General features: G+C 69.4%; 13 protein-coding genes. 4 read left to right on the top strand and 9 right to left on the bottom strand.

Going from position 1 to position 13,730, the window contains the following annotated elements; all coding sequences use genetic code 11:
* Nucleotides 1-26: 26 nt before the first annotated feature.
* Entirely contained in the window at nucleotides 27-2,114 is a 2,088-nt protein-coding gene (locus BN13_RS00380; protein WP_048543518.1) for an elongation factor G-like protein EF-G2, read from the top strand.
* A gap of 135 nt (nucleotides 2,115-2,249) precedes the next feature.
* On the opposite strand, the gene BN13_RS00375 is transcribed toward BN13_RS00380, so the two are convergent.
* From BN13_RS00375 to BN13_RS00355, 5 genes are read right to left on the bottom strand one after another with little or no spacing between them, the layout of a single operon-like run.
* Complete coding sequence (locus BN13_RS00375) at nucleotides 2,250-3,047, bottom strand: trimeric intracellular cation channel family protein (RefSeq protein ID WP_235433881.1); 798 nt, start codon at nucleotides 3,045-3,047, stop codon at nucleotides 2,250-2,252.
* Nucleotides 3,048-3,071: 24 nt separating this feature from the next.
* Nucleotides 3,072-4,277: an ABC transporter ATP-binding protein gene (locus tag BN13_RS00370; RefSeq protein ID WP_084733469.1), complete on the bottom strand. Its 1,206-nt coding sequence runs from the start codon at nucleotides 4,275-4,277 to the stop codon at nucleotides 3,072-3,074.
* Nucleotides 4,274-5,083: an ABC transporter permease gene (locus BN13_RS00365; protein WP_048543516.1), complete on the bottom strand. Its 810-nt coding sequence runs from the start codon at nucleotides 5,081-5,083 to the stop codon at nucleotides 4,274-4,276. Before BN13_RS00365 ends, BN13_RS00370 begins: the two co-directional genes overlap by 4 nt.
* 31 nt (nucleotides 5,084-5,114) lie before the next feature.
* Nucleotides 5,115-5,963: a molybdate ABC transporter substrate-binding protein gene (gene modA, locus BN13_RS00360; protein ID WP_235433880.1), complete on the bottom strand. Its 849-nt coding sequence runs from the start codon at nucleotides 5,961-5,963 to the stop codon at nucleotides 5,115-5,117.
* The gene (locus BN13_RS00355; protein ID WP_048543514.1) at nucleotides 5,956-6,363 is read right to left on the bottom strand and encodes a TOBE domain-containing protein; all 408 of its coding nucleotides are present in this window, start codon (nucleotides 6,361-6,363) and stop codon (nucleotides 5,956-5,958) included. The genes modA and BN13_RS00355 overlap by 8 nt, the downstream gene beginning before the upstream one ends.
* Before the next feature lie 108 nt (nucleotides 6,364-6,471).
* On the opposite strand from BN13_RS00355, the gene BN13_RS00350 reads away from it, so the two are divergent.
* Nucleotides 6,472-7,419 (top strand): 2-hydroxyacid dehydrogenase, encoded by a 948-nt coding sequence (locus BN13_RS00350; RefSeq protein ID WP_048543511.1) that lies wholly within the window; start codon nucleotides 6,472-6,474, stop codon nucleotides 7,417-7,419.
* Here the strand turns inward: BN13_RS00350 and BN13_RS00345 are convergent.
* Nucleotides 7,398-8,207: a transglutaminase-like domain-containing protein gene (locus tag BN13_RS00345; RefSeq protein ID WP_157038349.1), complete on the bottom strand. Its 810-nt coding sequence runs from the start codon at nucleotides 8,205-8,207 to the stop codon at nucleotides 7,398-7,400. The genes BN13_RS00350 and BN13_RS00345 overlap by 22 nt on opposite strands.
* A 69-nt stretch (nucleotides 8,208-8,276) precedes the next feature.
* On the opposite strand from BN13_RS00345, the gene BN13_RS20115 reads away from it, so the two are divergent.
* On the top strand, nucleotides 8,277-8,786 hold the full coding sequence (locus BN13_RS20115; protein WP_053079673.1) for a phytanoyl-CoA dioxygenase family protein: 510 nt from the start codon (nucleotides 8,277-8,279) through the stop codon (nucleotides 8,784-8,786).
* Nucleotides 8,693-9,166: a phytanoyl-CoA dioxygenase family protein gene (locus BN13_RS18425; protein WP_235433879.1), complete on the top strand. Its 474-nt coding sequence runs from the start codon at nucleotides 8,693-8,695 to the stop codon at nucleotides 9,164-9,166. Before BN13_RS20115 ends, BN13_RS18425 begins: the two co-directional genes overlap by 94 nt.
* A gap of 217 nt (nucleotides 9,167-9,383) precedes the next feature.
* On the opposite strand, the gene BN13_RS00335 is transcribed toward BN13_RS18425, so the two are convergent.
* The 3 genes from BN13_RS00335 to BN13_RS00325 all read right to left on the bottom strand — a co-directional run bounded on the left by BN13_RS00335 (nucleotide 9,384) and on the right by BN13_RS00325 (nucleotide 13,658).
* A complete protein-coding gene (locus BN13_RS00335) occupies nucleotides 9,384-10,454 on the bottom strand; it encodes a hypothetical protein (RefSeq protein WP_048543509.1) in 1,071 nt (356 codons plus the stop codon).
* A 199-nt stretch (nucleotides 10,455-10,653) separates the two neighbouring features.
* Nucleotides 10,654-13,185, bottom strand: coding sequence for an alpha-amylase family glycosyl hydrolase (locus BN13_RS00330; RefSeq protein WP_157038348.1), 2,532 nt, complete (start codon nucleotides 13,183-13,185; stop codon nucleotides 10,654-10,656).
* A complete protein-coding gene (locus BN13_RS00325; RefSeq protein ID WP_048543507.1) occupies nucleotides 13,182-13,658 on the bottom strand; it encodes a Fur family transcriptional regulator in 477 nt (158 codons plus the stop codon). The genes BN13_RS00330 and BN13_RS00325 overlap by 4 nt, the downstream gene beginning before the upstream one ends.
* Nucleotides 13,659-13,730: the final 72 nt, after the last annotated feature.

The raw sequence follows: 13,730 nt of genomic DNA, 5'->3' as shown, positions 1-13,730 counted from the left end.
CGCGGCAGGTGACTAAGGTTAGGAATATGAGTCGTCCCAATGGTGGGCCTTCACTGCCCATACCTGCCTCCCCGCAGCAGATTCGCAATATCGTCCTGGTCGGTCCGAGCGGTGGTGGCAAGTCCACGCTCTTCGATCGTCTGGTCGGAGCCGGTGGGGGGCGCCGGAAGGATGATTCGAGCGCCTCGACGGCGCTGCGGATGTCGGCGCTCGGGCACGGTGATCTGCTCATCAACCTGGTCGACACTCCCGGGGCGCCGGACTTCGTCGGCGAAGTGCGGGCCGGGCTGCGCGCGGCGGACGCGGCGCTCTTCGTGGTGGCGGCGGGTGCCACCGTGGACGAAGCATCCAAGATGTTGTGGCGCGAGTGTGCCGCGGTCGGTATGCCGCGAGCCGTCGCCCTGACGAAGCTGGAGCAGACGCGCGACGATTACGCCTCGGTGGTGGACGCCTGCCGGCGGGCGTTTGGCGACGCGCAGCCGCTACAGGTTCCGGTCCTCGACGGGGAGAAGGTCACCGGCCTGATCGACCTGCTCAGCCAGGAGGTCCACGGCCCGGACGGCGCTGCGGTCGGCGCGCTCGACGACGACCAGCGGGCCATCGTCGACGACCTGCGCGGCGGGGTGGTCGAGGCGATCATCGAGGAGTCTGAGGACGAGTCGATGCTCGACCGCTACCTGGAGGGCGAGGATCTCGACGCCGAGACTCTCCGCGCGGACCTGCGGGCGGCGATCGGATCGGCGCGCTTCTTCCCGATCGTGCCGACGCACTGGGCGAGCGGCGTGGGGGTCAGCGAGTTGCTGCGGCTGTTCGAGCACGGCTTCCCGTCGCCCGCGGACGCGTGGATGCCCGAGGTAACCACGCCGGACGGCGCGGACTTCGGCGAGGTGACCTGCGATCCGGCAGGGCCGTTGGTCGCGGAGGTGGTGCGCACCTCCAGTGACCAGTATGTCGGTCGGCTCTCGCTCGTCCGCGTCTTCTCGGGGACGCTGCGACCCGATATGCAACTGCACGTCTCCGGTCACCTCGCGCAGACCGCGGCGCATGCGACGGAGGGCCACCCCGATCACGACTCCGATGCCGATCGGAGTGGGCACGTGTCCACCACGTCGGGCGAGGAGTCCGTGCCCCGCACAGAAGCCATCGCCGGTGACCTGGTCTGGGTAACCAAGGTCGCGCACGCCGAGACGTCGGACACCTTGTCGACGCCGGAGCGCCCGGCGCTGGTGCAGGCGTGGCTGCTGCCGGAGCCCCTGCTGCCCGTCGCCATCCACGCGGCCTCGAAGGCTGACGAGGACAAGTTGGCTGCGGCGCTGGGCCGGCTCGTTGCCGAAGACGTCACCATGCGGTTGGAGCACAACGTCGAGACGCACCAGTTGGTGTTGTGGGCGCTTGGCCCGGCGCACGTCGATGACCTGCTCGCCCGGTTGAAGGAGCGCTACAACGTCAACGTCGAGGCCGAGCCGCTGAAGACCTCGCTGCGCGAGACTTTTGTGCGAGCCTGCGATGTCCAAGGGCGACTCGTGAAGCAGTCCGGTGGTCACGGTCAATATGCGGTCGTGAAGATCAAGATCGAGCCGCTGGAGCGGGGCGCCGGCATCGAGTTCGTCGACAAGGTGGTCGGCGGGGCGGTGCCGCGCCAGTTCATCCCGTCGGTCGAGAAGGGCGCCCGCGCGCAGTTGGAGAAGGGCGTGTTGGCGGGCTACCCCTGCGTCGACGTCCGCGTGACCCTGTATGACGGGAAGGCCCACTCGGTCGACTCCTCGGACATGGCATTCCAGACCGCGGCCGGGCAGGCGTTGCGCGAGGCGGCCGACGAGGGCACGGTGGCGATGCTGGAGCCGATCGACGCCATCACGGTCACGGTTGCGGATGACCACGTGGGTGCGGTGCTCGCCGACCTGCGCGGCCGCCGCGGCCAAGTCCACGGCACCCTGCCCGCCGACGACACCGAAGGCTTTACGACCATCACGGCCGAGGTCCCGCAGCACGAGTTGTCGCGCTATCCGATCGACCTGCGCTCGGTGGCGCACGGCACGGGCAGTTTCACCCGAGAGTTCGTGCGCTACGACCACATGCCGACTGCCTTGGCCCGCGAGGTCACCGCCAACTGACGGTCCGGTCGGGCCTGACGGTGCGGGCAACCTCAGGCCTGACTCCGAACTTGAGCACGCCTTACGAACTTGAGCACGCCTTCCAGGGCGTGCTCAAGTTCGTAAGGCGTGCTCAAGTTCGGAGTGGTGGTGGCTTCACGTTCCGGGGTCGCTGCCGCGCGCTGCCCCCTCAACCCCCTCGGCCCCCACTGCCCCCTCGGCGCTTGCGGCCAGGGCCCGGCGACGCTCTTGGCGGACCCCGGCGCGCACGCTTCGCCGGATGAGTTTGCGCATCTGGCGCGGGGAGAGGGTCACCCCGACGTCCGCGTCGACCGGCAGCGTCCATTTGCGCCACCGCGCGATCAAGGTGAGGGCACTGCCGACGGCGATGCCGATCGCCATACCGAGGGTTGGTCGTTGGGTGGGCGGGACGAGCAGGATCGAGGTCGACGCGGCCAGGGCGGCCGTCGCATAGAGAGTGTTGCCGCCGAGGACGGCGGGGACCTGCCCGATGCAGACGTCGCGCACCATTCCGCCGCCGATGGCGGTGATGACGCCCAGCAGGACGGAGGCCAGCATTCCCAGGCCGGTGATCTGCGCCTTGATGGTTCCGGTGGCCGCCCAACAGCCGAGGGCCAGGGCGTCGAAGACCGCGAGCGGCCACTGCCACGTGCGCCCGTCCATCTTGATCAGGGTGGCCGCCAGCACGCCGAGCAGTGCGGTCACTAGGTAGGCCGGGTCGGTCAGGGCGACGGGCTGCCCGACCTGGAGCATCACGTCGCGGATGACCCCGCCAGCCAGGCCGGAGACGACGCCGAGGACGGTGAAGCCGATGACATCGAACTTTCGCCGCCGCGCGATGGTCGCTCCGATCGCACCATTGCAAAACACGCCGGCGACGTCGACGAACCGGAAGGCCTCCGTGACGTCCACGGCGCCCAGCAGGTCTGGCACGGGACCTCCTTTCGGTGGCCAACCTTAGGGGGAGTCCGCCACCTCGACATCGCGCGCCGGCGCGGCGCGATAAACCTCGACCTCCGTCGCCTTCGCGCTGAGCCAGACCGGGACGCCGGGGCCGAGGCCCAACTCCGCGACGCTGGCCGCGGTGAGGTCCACCAAAGCAGACGGTTCGCCGGCGACGTCGAGGCGTACGCGCCCGCCGAGCGCTTCGAGATGAGTGATGCGTCCCGGCCAGACGTTGCGGGGCGAGGCGTCGTGCGGCTTGCTCGTATGGACCGTGACCGCCGACGGCGACAGAGTCACCAACGCGGGACCGGACCTGAGTGCGGGGTCGAGCCCCGCGACAAGTCCGGAGTCGGGACCCGCGTCGAGTCCCGAGTCCCGTCTCGACTCGAACTCCCCCCCAGAACTGGTCACCAGGTGCCCCCCACCGTCGAGGAGAACGGTCCCGGTGGCGGCGTCGAGGTAGCCACGATAGAAGTTCAGCCCGAGCAGGGTGGCGACCCATTCACCGGCCGGGCGGCGGGCGACCTCGGCGGGGCTGCCTTGCTGCACAACACCTCCCGCGTCGAGGACAACGAGCCGATCGGTCAGCACCATCGCCTCCAGTGGGTCGTGCGTCACCACGACGACAGGTCCGGCCACCTCCGCCAAATGGCTGCGCAACCACGATCGGGTGGCGGCCCGGGTGCCCGCATCCAAGGCCGCCAGCGGCTCGTCGAGGAGGAGGACCTCGGGGTCAGTCGCCAGGGCCCGGGCCAGCGCGACCCGCTGGGCCTGCCCGCCCGACAACGCCCCGGGTCGACGCTCGGCGAGGTCGGCGAGACCAACGCGAGCCAGCCAGGCGTCCGCGACAGCACGGGCATACGGCCGAGGACGTCCCGCGGCCCGCAGACCGAAGGCGACATTGTCCCGAACGCTCATTCGGGGAAAGAGGCGATAGTCCTGGAAGACGACCCCCACCCGCCGCTCCTGCGGCGTCACGAACTCACCGGTGGCTTCGTCGTCGAAAGTCCGCTCGCCCAGGCGGATTCGCCCCGAACGGACTGGAGCGAGACCGGCGATCCCGCGCAGGAGGGTGGTTTTCCCGGCCCCGTTGGGGCCCAAGACGCCGACGACCTGGCCGGCCGGGAAGCGGACGTCGGCGTTGAGGGTGAAGGGGGGATGGCCCAAGGTGGCGGTGACGAGTAGGTCGGCGCGCGCGATGGCATCCACGGAACTCATGTCGTCAACCAGCGTCCGCGGAGGGCGACCAGGACGATGACAGCCGTCAGCAAGAGGACAAGCGCGAGGGATACGGCGGCATCGGGATCGCGTTCCATCGCGAGATAGACCGAGATTGGCATCGTCGTGGTGCGCCCAGGGGAGTTGCCGGCGAAGGTGATCGTCGCACCGAACTCGCCGAGAGCTCGGGCCCAGGCCAGCAGCGATCCGGCGAGCAGCCCCGGGAGGGCGGAGGGCAGGCTCACCCGAGTGAAGGCGAACCAGCGCGACGCCCCTAGGGTGGTCGCGGCCTCCTCCAGACCAGGGTCGATCGAGCGGAAGGCGCCTTCCATCGCCAGGACCAGGAAGGGCATAGCGACGAAGGTCTCGGCCACGATCACGCCGGTCGTGGTGAAGGGCAGCGTCACCCCGAAGGCCTCGTCGAGCCAGCGGCCGAGGAGTCCGTTGCGACCGAACGCCTTGAGCAGTGCCACGCCGCCGACGACAGGGGGAAGCACGAGGGGCACGGTGACCAGTGCCCGAACCAGCCCGATTCCCCGGGCACGGGATCGCGCCAACACCCAGGCAAGCGGAACCCCGAGGAGTATGGCCGTGCCCGCCGCCGCCGTCGCGCACACCAACGACAGCCGCAAGGAGGTTTGAATCGCGGGTTCGCTGAGGTGTTCGGGCAGTGAGCGCCAGGGCGCTCTCGTCACAAGGGCGAGGAGGGGAAGGAGAAGGAAGGCCGCGCCCACGGCGGCGGGTGCGCCGAGTTGCCAACTCACGGGTCGGGGTGTGGCCGCCGATCCGTGGGCTCGCTCCTTCATACGCTCATCTTGCCGGGTGGCAATGGCCTGCCTAAGGCGCGGCAAAGCCCGCTTGGGCCAGGACGGCTTGACCCGCGTCGGAGAGGACGTAGGCGACGAACTCCTTGGCCAGCGCCGGGCTCGGCGCCTTGGAGATTGCGGCGATCGGGTAGCTCGTGGTGGCGTTGTCGGCGGCGGGGATCGCGATGGCGGTGACGTCGTTGGCCGCGGCCTTCGCGTCGGTGACATAGACGATCCCGGCGTCGACCTCGCCGAGGCTGACCTTGGTGAGCACCGCCTTGACGTCGGCTTCCTCGCTCACGGGCTTGACGGTGAGCCCGGCGTTGCCGAAGACGGTCGCGGCCGCGGCGCCGCACGGGACCTCGGCCTGGCACACGGCAACCAAGGTGTCGGGATTGGTCAGATCGTCGAGGCTGTCCACCTTGGCCGGATTCTTGGTCGGGACCACGATCGTCATCGAATTGGTGGCGAAGTTCGTCGGCCCGCTCGCGTAGCCCGCGTCGACCACAGTGCCCATTGTCTTGGTGCTGGCGGCGGCGAAGACGTCGGCGGGAGCGCCATTGACCACTTGGGTGGCCAGGCCCGAGGACGGGCCGAACGAGAGGGTCACGGTTGAGCCGGGGTGGGCGGCTTCGAAGTCGTTCGCGATCGTGGTGAACGACTCGGTGAGCGAGGCCGCGGCGAGGACCGTGATCGAGCCGGTGGCTCCGGCCGCGGTAGTGGATGACGTTGCGGCTGACGTGTCGGATGAACTCGCCGATGACGTGGTGGACGTCGAGCCGGTGGAACTCGTCTGCCCGCTGCTCCCTCCGCAGCCAGCGAGCAGCGCGAAGCTGGCAACGGAGTAGGCAACACTCACGCTGAGGCTTGTTTTACGCACGGTCGGGAACCTCCACAACGACATTGGTTGACTTGACGGCCGCGATGGCCAGGACGCCCGGCTCCAGACCGAGATCATCGGCGGCCTCGCGGCTCATCAGCGAGACGATCCGGTGCGGGCCGCACTGCATCTCCACTTGCGCCATGACGGTGTCGCGGATGACGTTGGTGACCAGGCCGACGAACCGATTGCGCGCTGACTCGGAGACCACCGGCATGGGTGCCGGGCGGGGCACGTCGGCGGCGAGAGCGTGGGCGAACGCGGCAAGTTCGGCGCCGTCGACAGTTTGGCGGCCTGCGCTCGTCGTGGCGGCGAGGCGCCCCTGCTCTATCCACCGGCGCAGGGTGTCATCGGAGACGCCGAGCAGGTCGGCGGCTTGCTTGACGCGATACTCAGGCACCAGCGCACACTAACGCATTCACGGATTGATCTGTCCATTCTATCCGCAGATGCGGAAGTTGCTCGATGAGGTGAGGTGGGGAGGTGAGGCGCGGCATACCCTGGTCGTATGGTGCGCGCCTCCTTCCCCGACCAATCCTGGCTTGACGACGTGGGCCCTATCCCCGGGATCGACGCGGTCGTCTGGAACCTCACCGACCCGCCGCCGACCGACGACATCGAGGTCGTCATCCCGAACTATTTGGGAGCCGCCCGGCGCATCGGCGCCGTTGCGAATGTGCCCACCGTGCGCTTCGTGCAGTTGTTGACGGCGGGCTACGACGGCATTCTCGAGAAGCTGCCCGAGGGCGTGGCCGTTGCCAATGCGGGGCACCTGCATGACGACTCGACGTCGGAGATGGCGCTCGCGTTGACGCTGGCCGGGCTGCGCGGCATACCCCAGTTCGTCCGGAACCAGGCGGACGGGACCTGGGCACGCCCACACGACTGGCCGGCGCTGGCCGATCGGCGGGTGCTGGTCCTCGGATATGGGTCGGTGGGGCGGGCCATCGTTTCCCGGCTGCTGCCGTTCAAAGCCGAGGTGACGGCCGTGGCGAGCCGGGCGCGGCCCGGGGACGATCTTGTCGACCGTGTGCACGGTACGGACGAGCTGCCCACATTGCTACCGCTGGCTCAGGTGGTCATCGTCGTGGTGCCGCTCTCGGACGCGACGCGCGGGCTGGTCGGCGACGACTTCCTGGCCGCGCTCCCCGACGGCGCGCTGGTCGTCAATGTGGCCCGCGGACCGGTGGCCGACACGGAAGCCGTGCTGCGGCAAACGGACCGGCTGGCGTTCGCCTTGGACGTGACGGATCCAGAGCCTCTGCCCGCCGAGCATCCGTTGTGGCGTGCGCCGAATGTCCTGATCAGCCCGCACGTGGGCGGCATGTCGACCGCCATGCGGCCCCGTGCCATCCAACTCCTGCGCGAGCAATTGGGGCGGATCGGGCGCGGCGAGGAACCGAGCCATCTCGTGCGCGGCGAGTTCAAGCGTGGTCAGTTCAGCGCGATCAACTGAGACGGGTCGTCGACGCTGAGATCGCGTCCGTCGAGCACCGCCGTCACCTGCATCGAATGGAGCGCGACGAAGCCGCGGGTGACCGTCATGAACGCCGTGTCCGAGGTGTCCTGGCCGGTTGCGATGCGGACCATGGCGTCGCGGGGCGCGAGGCCGGTGGCGTCGAGGGCGTACCAGACACCGTCGATGCAGGCCTCGACGATCGCGTGAAAATCCATCGGTCTAAGGCCCGGGGCATACACCGACACCAACCGCGCCGGCACGTTGTAAGCGCGCAGGAAGGTGATGAGCAGGTGCGCAAAATCACGGCAGACGCCCCGGCGCGCGAGGTAGGTGTCCAGCGCCGTATCGACCGGGCGCGACGAGCCGCTGACGTAGCTGATGTGCTGATTGACCCACTGCGTCGCAGCGATCAAAAGCTCTGTGCCAGTGAGTGATCCGAGTTCCGCCCGGGCAACGGTCAGGAGCCTGTCGGAGTCGCAATAGCGGCTCGGGCGCACGGATTCGATGAACTCAAGGGGGCTGACGCGGGTGGGTTCGAGCGCGCCGGTCACGGTCGCCTCGTAGGTGAGGGTCATGCGCCCGACCGGGAGCCCGCGCGCGACATGGAACCGGGAACCGACCGGGCCGAGCACCTCGGTCATGACCATCTCGTAGCCATTGATCACCATCGACAGCCGCTCCGACTCCACGGTGTGGTCGGCGGCGACGGCGAGGGACAGGATGAGGTCGGCCGTGCCATTGACCGACATGTCCATTACGGCGCCGACCTGGCGGGTGATCGTCATACGTCCATCAAAGCGTGCGCGCCGCCCGGGTCGGTCCGTGGGCGGGGGCCGGTCCATATCCTGGGACTCGTGAGCGCTGCCCCCGCATTCGTCGAGCCGTATGCCGTGTCCGCCGCCGCCCGCGCGGCATACGTCCGCGATGGTCACGTCGTCCTGCGAGGGGTCGCCGAGGCGGACGAGGTGGCCCGGTTCGCGCCGGTGATCGAGGCGGCGGTGGTGGCCAACAAAACCGAATCGCGGCCGTTGGCGCAGCGAGACCTGTACAGCCAGGCGTTCCTGCAGACGATGAATCTGTGGGAGGTCGACGGCACGGTCGCCGAGCTCGTGCTGGCGCCGCGCTTCGCCGGGATCGCGGCGGCGCTGCTGGGGGTGGATCGGGTGCGGCTCTACCACGATCAGGCGCTCTTCAAGGAGCCGGGCGGCGGGATCCCCCCTGGCATCAGGACGCGGGCTACTGGCCGCTGCGCGGGGAGCGCTGCATCACGATGTGGCTCCCGCTGCAAACGGTGGAACCGGCGATGGGCACCCTGCAGTTCGCGTCGGGCACGAATGCGGTCGGGTCGTTGTCGGAGGAGGTGATCTCGGCGGCGTCGGAGTCGTTCTTCGCTGCGCAGGTGGTGGATGGCGTTCTGGGGGAACGGTTTCCGGTGTCCGAGCCCGCCAGCCTCGCGCTCGGGGACGCCTCTTTCCACGGGGGCTGGACGCTGCACCGGGCCCTGGCCAATGGCACCGACCGGATGCGGGCGGTGATGACGGTGATTTGGTATGCCGATGGCGAGCGCGTCGTCGAGCGCCCGGGGGCGCACGCGGCGGGGGATCTGGAGCGTTGGCTGCCCGGCTGCGCCCCCGGCGATGTGGCGGCTTCCCCGCTGAACCCGGTGGTGCTGGATGCGGTTCGGCTGGACCCGGTGTTGCTGACGCCGTCGGCCCCGGGTCGTGAGGGGTTTGTGCGGTCGTGAGGCTTTCGTGCGGTCGTGAGGGGTTTGTCCAGTCGTGAGGCTTTTGTGCGGGTTGGTGAGGGCTTTGTGCTGTGGTGAGGCGCTATAACGCCTCACCACAGCACGAAAGCCTCACGGGCCCCGCGGAAAGCCTCACCACGGTGGTAAAGCCTCACGGGCTCCGCGGAAAGCCTCACCACGGCGGGAAAGCCTCACCACCGTATGGTGCGCGGCCGCCTCAGCAGGTCAGCGCCGGGGCGCCGGGAGTGGAACCGGTCGCCGAGAGCGTCGCGAGATTTGCGGAGGTCAGTCCGAGGATCGCCTGGGTGGTCGCCCGCACGGCGGTGCCACGATCGAAGGGGCCCGCGGCATACGCGATCGCACCACGCCGCCCGGCCGGGGCGTCGCAGGTCTGCTGCTTGCCCCGGATGAAGGTGCGCAACCCCGCCGCGGTGGCGAGGTTCGGTCGCCCGGCGACAACCAGCGCGGCACCCGCGAGACCCGCCGAGTTGGTGTTGGCCGCCGGAATTGCCTTGCCGCGCAACCAGGTTGCCGCCCTGGCGGCCGCAGCACCGCGCCCCGTCGCGGCGAACGCCTGCACCGCCAATGCCGTCGCGTCGGCGTCGGACGTGCACGCGCCCTGCTCGAACGCGATCGGGACTCCGCCGTCCGCACATGCCTGGCTGGCCAGGTAGGCGGCGGCGCGGTTCGCCGGCTTCGTCTGGCCCGCGCGCACCAGCGCAATCGTCCCCAGGCTCTGGCCGAAGGCGTTGCTGTAGTCGCCCCACTGCGACGTGTCGCTCAGCCGGCCACTCGAGGCCTGCAGGCCGGCCAACTCGGAGACGACATTGCGACCGCCGAACGACGCGGCATCGCGCCCGCTCACCTGCAACGCCAGCGCCAACTTCGCGTGGGCACCGGCATACGACTCGGTCGTCCCGTCCCCGATGTAGCCCGCCAGTCGCGTCGAGTCGGACAGCCAGTTCAGGGCGGCTCCCGAGCGTGCCGCGTTGCTCTTGGCTGCGGCGAAGGCGAGCACGGCGTCGAGGGTCAAGCCCGCATCGTCGTATGCCGTGCCGTCGAACTCCGTCTGCAAGTGACTCTTCTCGACGAATTGCCAGCCGAGCCAGGCGGCGGCGTGCTGTGCGGCGGCGCGGTCGCCGGCCGAGGCGGCCGGGGCCACATCCCCGGCGGTGGTTGACGTGTCGGCGTGTGCCGCAGCGGGCGAGACGAGCATTCCGGACAGTGCCCCGGACAGGGCCGTGGCGCTGAGGGCCACGAGGGCACGACGGGAACGAGTGATGATCATGGGGAGTCCTTCCTCCGCATACCTCGGCGGGGAATCGAATGGGTGCAACCGGACTGCGCCGCACAGGCATTCGGGCTCGCCGCCGTAGCGGTCACCGTTGCGGGTCAGCGCCGGGATCTCACCGGACTTTCCCTGCTCGACGCCCGGCCAACCTAGCACCAGGCCTCGGACCCGAGACTTGGTGGTCCGAACCACGGCGTCAGCGCTTGCGGCGCTTGAACCAGCCCGTCACCGACTCGACCAACAAGTCCGTCACCTGGCTCACCACATCGGTGGCTGGTGGCTTGGCCGGGCCGGTGTTGGCGCCCTTCCCCTTCCCCGAAGCCGGGTCCGGTGGTGCCGCCGGACCCGATCCGGGGGAGCCCGACGAGCCCGGGGCGCCTTCGGCGAGCACGACGATGGACCAGGGGGCCGCGCCATACGTCCCGACGATCACATCCCCGGCGGCGACGGACCAGCAATTGAAACCGGCTTCGAAGGTCGCGGAGGTGTCGATGATCCGGCGCCACGCGACCGTCTCCGGGCCCTGCGGGACCGCGAACGTCACCGGGTGATCGGCCATATTGATCAGCACCAGCAGGTCCGAGGCGCCAACCCCCGAGCCGTCGATCCACAGGCGCAGCGCACGATCGCCCTCGCGAGGCGAATTCGCCTCTCCCGGAGTGAAAAACACATAGCTGACGTCGCCGCCGCCGAGGACGGCATCGCCATACGTCCGCTGCCGCAGGCCGGGGTGATCCCGGCGCAGCCGAGCGAGGTAGGCCGAGAAGACGACCTGCGGGTTCACCTGCGCCGGGCCGGCGGCGCGGCCGAAGGCGTCGCGATACGCCAGGTCTGGGCGGCCCGGGTCGACCGGAATCGCCGTCGGCGACGAGGTCGCGAGCGCGGCCCAGTTGTTCCACATACCGACGGTGTTGAGGTTGTAGGGGTTGTTGTTGCCGTTCTGCGTGCGGCCGAACTCATCGCCGGAGCACACCATCGGCACGCCGCGCGCGAGGAAGAGCAGGGTCCAAAAGTTGCGCAGCCGCTGCCGGATCAGCGCCGGGTCGCCGCCGGAGCCCCAGGAGTCGTTGCTGTCGCTCCCGCCATCGGAAGGGCCGAACGGCCACGCGCCGCCGTTGTTCTTCTGGTCATAGGCCACGAGGTCGAGCAGGCAAAAGCCGTCGTGCGCGGTGACGAAGTTGATCGAGCGCTGGGGCCCGCCCTGATCGGCGAAATTGCGATAGTCGCCATTCATCATTTCGAGGAAGGCACCGGTATTACCGTCGCCCTTGCCGAAGCGGCGAATGCCGTCGCGGAACCGGCCGTTCCACTCCGCCCAACCGTCCGGGAAGTTGCCGACCTCATAGCCCCACAAGTCCCACGCCTCGGCGATGACCTCGATGTCACGGGCCTGCGCCATCTCGCGGATCGCGATGAGCAACGGATGATCCTGATAGAACCGCTGCTGCCCGCTCCAGTCGCTGCGCGCCTGAGCTTCCGGGCGTCGACCGAGCACCGGCGCGAGGTCAAAGCGGAAGCCGTCGACGCCCATCTCGTCGCTCCAGTAGGCCAACGAGTGCACCACCAGAGCCCGCGTGACGATGCTCGACATATTCGTCTGATTGCCGCAGCCGGTGGCGCCGTCCACGAGCACCCCGTCGTCGGTCAGCACGTAATAATCCGTCGTCGCGAACCCACCGAACGAGGTGAAGCCCACCGTGTCGCGATCGCCCCAGTTGCCGCCCTCGCCGGTGTGGTTGTAGACGACGTCGAGGTAGACCTCCAGTCCCTCCTCGTGGAAGGCCCGCACCATCTCCTTGAACTCGCGCGTCGGCCCGCCGGGGGACTTGTCGGCCGCATACTGCCGGTTCGGGGCGAAGAACCCGAGGGTCATATAGGCCCAGTGGTTCGACGAACCGGACGTGTTGAGTTCCGATCCGCTCGACTCATGCACGGGCAGGAGTTCGATCGTGGTGAACCCCAACGCCTTGAGGTATGGCGCGAGGTAGGCCGCCCCGGCATACGTCCCTCGGAGGTTCTCGGGAACGTCCAAGACATCGCCGAACCCGGGCAGGTCGGCAAGGTGAGCGCGCAGTGCCCCCGCCGAGGGGTGGAGGCTCAGATTGCGGATGTGCGCCTCGTAGATCGCGCTCGACTCCGGCGGGATCGCCGGCTTCGTCCCGGGGCTCGTGTCATCGTCGATGACGATGGCCTTCGGCGCGAACTGGCCGGTGTCCCACTCGCGCAGGGCCCGGCCGCGGTAGTCGCGCGGCCCCCAGCCGAAGATCCCCGCGTCGGCGCCGGCGTCGGTGATCAGTGGGCTGGACGGGGCGTGCGAGATCTCGCGCGCATAAGGGTCGGTGAGGACCTTGTTGGGGTTGAACCGCTGCCCCTGCGGGCCGAGGTCGGCGACGAAACCGGCGGCCGAGTTGCCGCGGGTCCACTCCTTGTCGACATCCCAGCCCGGCCCCCAGACGCGGTAGCCGTAGTGCGCCCCCGGGCCTACCCCGGTCACCCGGCCGCGCCAGATGCCGTCGTTGTCCCGGACGAGATCGACGTCGGTGAGGGCGTCGCGGCCGGTGGGCGCGGCATACAACTCCAGCAGGACGCGGGTTGCCTCTGGCGCGGCGACTGCGAAGGTGGTCGAGGACGTCTGCGCGTCGTAGTGCGCGCCGAGTGGCCAGGCGGCCTTGTCCCAGGCGTCGCGGCGGTCGGGGGTCGGCATGGCAGTGAGGGCGGCTGCCGTCACGAGGTCTCCTTCAGACAGGTGGAACAGGTGCCCGACAGGGCGGCATGGGCCGCGTCGAGTCGGAATCCGTCGGCCGCGGCGAGCTGGGTGGCGACGGCATCGAGCACGTCGACCGGGAGGTCGACCACGACCCCGCAGACCCGGCATTGCGCGTGCGGGTGCGCCTGCGCGTCGTCGATCAAATGGTATGCGGTGGCCCCGTGACCCAGGTGAATGTGCTGGACGATGCCGAGGTGGCTGAGCGCCTCGAGAGTGCGATAAACGCTGGCTTGATGTATGCCGCGCGCTCGCCCCGCGGGCTCGCCAGCGGCGACGAGGACGAAGACTTCGTCGGCGCTCAAGTGCCCGGTGGTGGTCGCCATCGCGTGCAAGACGGCCCGGCGTTGGCTGGTCATCCGCTCCCCGCGGGCACGCAGCCGCTCGTGGACCGCGGCGACGAGGTGCTCAGGGTCGCGGGGGGTCGTCATGTTCATCGAGCCAGGTGGTTTCATGGAACTGGTCGGGTCCATCGCGGCGGCCGTGTCGGGTTCATGAGGTGGCGACCT

It is taken from the genome of Nostocoides jenkinsii Ben 74, assembly GCF_001046875.1.
Lineage (GTDB): Bacteria > Actinomycetota > Actinomycetes > Actinomycetales > Dermatophilaceae > Nostocoides_A > Nostocoides_A jenkinsii.
Note: the sequence above shows the minus strand (reverse complement) of the source record. Positions and strands in the feature narration are given on the sequence as shown.